The 2724-nt window shown below is 64.1% G+C and carries 2 protein-coding genes and 1 pseudogene; all 3 read right to left on the bottom strand.

Annotated features, from left to right (window positions below; all coding sequences use genetic code 11):
* Positions 1-124: 124 nt before the first annotated feature.
* A pseudogene (locus PKKP23_RS33215) lies at positions 125-304 on the bottom strand (transposase); the annotation flags it as partial.
* A gap of 345 nt (positions 305-649) precedes the next feature.
* A complete protein-coding gene (locus PKKP23_RS33220; RefSeq protein ID WP_126880060.1) occupies positions 650-1810 on the bottom strand; it encodes a porin in 1161 nt (386 codons plus the stop codon).
* 381 nt (positions 1811-2191) lie between these two features.
* A complete protein-coding gene (locus PKKP23_RS33225; protein ID WP_126880061.1) occupies positions 2192-2563 on the bottom strand; it encodes a hypothetical protein in 372 nt (123 codons plus the stop codon).
* Between the last annotated feature and the right edge of the window lie 161 nt (positions 2564-2724).

Here is a 2724-nt window from a genome sequence, read left to right on the forward strand (position 1 = left end):
ATAGCGCTGGCGAACAAACTTGCTCGCGTCGCGTGGGTTGTGCTCACGCGTCCGGGAGCCCTGTACGAAAAAATGGATCCTCGCTTCTAGAACCGAATCGACTTCAAGTTTGCAGGGACGTGGAATCAAGTTGCTTCAGCCGGCGCAGCTCCGACGGCGACAGCCCACCGTACTTCGTCCGCCAGTTGTAAAACATCGCGTCGCTGATTCCCATCTTGCGGCAGACCTCCGCGACCGGCGTGCCCAGCTCGGCCTGCTTCAACGCATAGGCGATCTGTTCTTCGGTGAACTTGCTCTTCTTCATGGCATGACCTCCTGGTCTCGATGACAGCGTCATGCCGAAATTTTCCACTTCCAAGTGGGACAGTTTTGTGGGCTAGGGTCACCCATGCCATCCGCTGTAACCGGCTCCGGACCTGCCCGCCGGAGTAGCGCGCAGGGCGCGGTCCGCCGGCATGACGGAACACGACGGCCCACCATGCTGACCGGTTATGCGCAGGTATCGACGGAAGGGCAGCACCTGGATCCGCGGCTGGGCGCGACGGATTCCGGGCAGCGCGCCTCAATGACAGACGGGCTCCCCGTCCTGTGAACAGGGAGCCCGTCCCGGACGCCGCCCCTTTGCGGAGGCAGCTACGCGCACCGGAGCCTAGAAGCGGTGACGCAGGCCGACCGTGGCGGCCGTCTGGTTCCTCGACGACGACGGCAGCTGCGAGTTGTCGCCGCTGTAGATCGAGGCCACCCCGCCGTCACCCATGGCGTGCTGGTACACGGCCTCGGCATAGAGGTCCGTGCGGCGCGACAGCGCATAGTCAGCCTGCAGACCAATCTGGTGGTAACGCGTCTTCATGTCGTTGCCCGCCGCGTTGATGCCATAGCCGCGCGCATCCGTGAACGTGTAGGCAATGCCCAGGCCCAGGGCCGGCGTCACCGCGTACCGGCCGTTGACCTCGTAGTTGTTCGAGCGGCCCTGACGCTGGCCCGCCGCGGCGCCCGACAGGTTGTCCACACGCGACTGCGTCCATGCCACGCCCACCGTCGCCGGGCCAAACGCGTACGACGCGCCCGCGCCGAACTCACGCTGACGGAACCGGCCCGTCATGACGCCCGAAGTGTTGGCCAGCACGCCGTCCGAGGCACCACCGTTGGTTACACCCGCCGCGTTCGTTGCGCCCGGATTGTTCTGCTGCGCGTAGGCCGCGCCCACACGCAGGCCCTGGTACTGGTAGGCCGCGCCAACGCTGTATTCCCGGTTGTTCGCGAATGCGCCCGCCTGGTTCGAGAAGCCGTACGTGCCGCCGAACGTGAAGCCGCCGTAGTTCACGCTCGAGTACTTGACCGAGTTATTGACTGACAGGCCGCCATTGGTGTTCAGGTTGTCGTTGTTGAACGGATGCGCGAAGTACGTGCCGCCCCAGCTGCCCGTCGCGGTCAGCGGCGCCAGATAATCCTGCACCGCATCGTACTGGCGGCCCAGCGTGACCGAGCCGAACTGGTCGCTGGCGAGGCCGACGAACGCCTGACGGTTGAACATGCCGTTGTTGTTGGCGAGACGGCCGTTGTTGATGTTGAAGCCGCTTTCCAGCGTGAAGACCGCTTTCAGGCCGCCGCCCAGGTCTTCCGCGCCACGCAGGCCGAACATGCTCTGGTTGATGCCGCCGCTGCCCAGCGCCCACTTCGTGCCGTGGTTCACGTTGCTGGTGTAGGTGATGCCCGCGTCCACCAGGCCATACAGGGTCACGCTGCTCTGCGCGTGCGCGACTGAAATGAACGATGCCGCGACGGCAACGGCGATGAGATTTTTTTTCATGGGCAGGACTCCTGTTCGATGATTTTTACCAGGAGCGCCCTGCGGGCGCCTGCGCTGCCGCGTCCCGCCGGGTACTCCTGAAAACGAGACGCGAGTGTAGGGACAACACTAGGCATCGCCGCCCCGCGACTCACGCAACAACATGTTTCGCAATCAGCAACAATAACCGCGTCCGCCCGCCGGCCCTTTGCCGGCCGGCGTTTCGTGGCGGATGTCCGGCGCATCGACGCAGGCCGCTGACACATCTTGTTGCAAGTGGCTGTACCTCCCGGTGGCGCCGTTGCAACGAAGTGTCAAATGAAACCGCGTCAAACGTTAAACCGCGAATATGTCACTGCCTTAGTTACACTTATACCGGCTGCATCAGCGCGCCGGACAGGGTCACCGGCTATCCCGGCTGCACTGCAGGTATCCCGCAACCGCGGCGTCCCATCCCTTCGCCGCATCGAAATCCTGTCTGAGCCCTCCATTCGCGACCGGCTGTCCCGACATCGCCGCCTGCATCGCGCCGGGGCCGTGATCGACCATACAGGCGGGGTAATACGCCGGAGCGCCGAAGCCGCGCACCGAGGCACACAGGGTGGCCTGCGCGCCGGGATCGCGCATGACGTCCTCCAGACGTTGCCGGAAAGCCTCACGCTGCGCATCGGGTATGGCCTGCATCGCGCCGGCCGCACCGGCAACCACGGGTTGCGCCGCGAATGCCGCCTGCGCAGGAAGCGGAACAAGGCCCGCGACGATATGTCGTTTCATTGATACTCCTTATGGAAATTCACGACCGGCCAGGTGGATTTGCCCCCGTACTTCCGGACACCGTCTCACACTAAGGTTGATGAATCGGTCCTACGTCGGAACTCGCGTGGCGAGCGGTATTTCAGCGCGCTGTGCGGGTGCTTCTCGTTGTAATGCTCGAA

The organism is Paraburkholderia kururiensis JCM 10599 = LMG 19447 (assembly GCF_003986935.1).
Lineage (GTDB): Bacteria > Pseudomonadota > Gammaproteobacteria > Burkholderiales > Burkholderiaceae > Paraburkholderia > Paraburkholderia kururiensis.

What these genes read in the sequence shown, in the direction of transcription:
- PKKP23_RS33220 (WP_126880060.1), bottom strand. Translation starts at nt 1,810, where the DNA reads ATGAAAAAAAATCTCATCGCCGTTGCCGTCGCGGCATCGTTCATTTCA.
- PKKP23_RS33225 (WP_126880061.1), bottom strand. Translation starts at nt 2,563, where the DNA reads ATGAAACGACATATCGTCGCGGGCCTTGTTCCGCTTCCTGCGCAGGCG.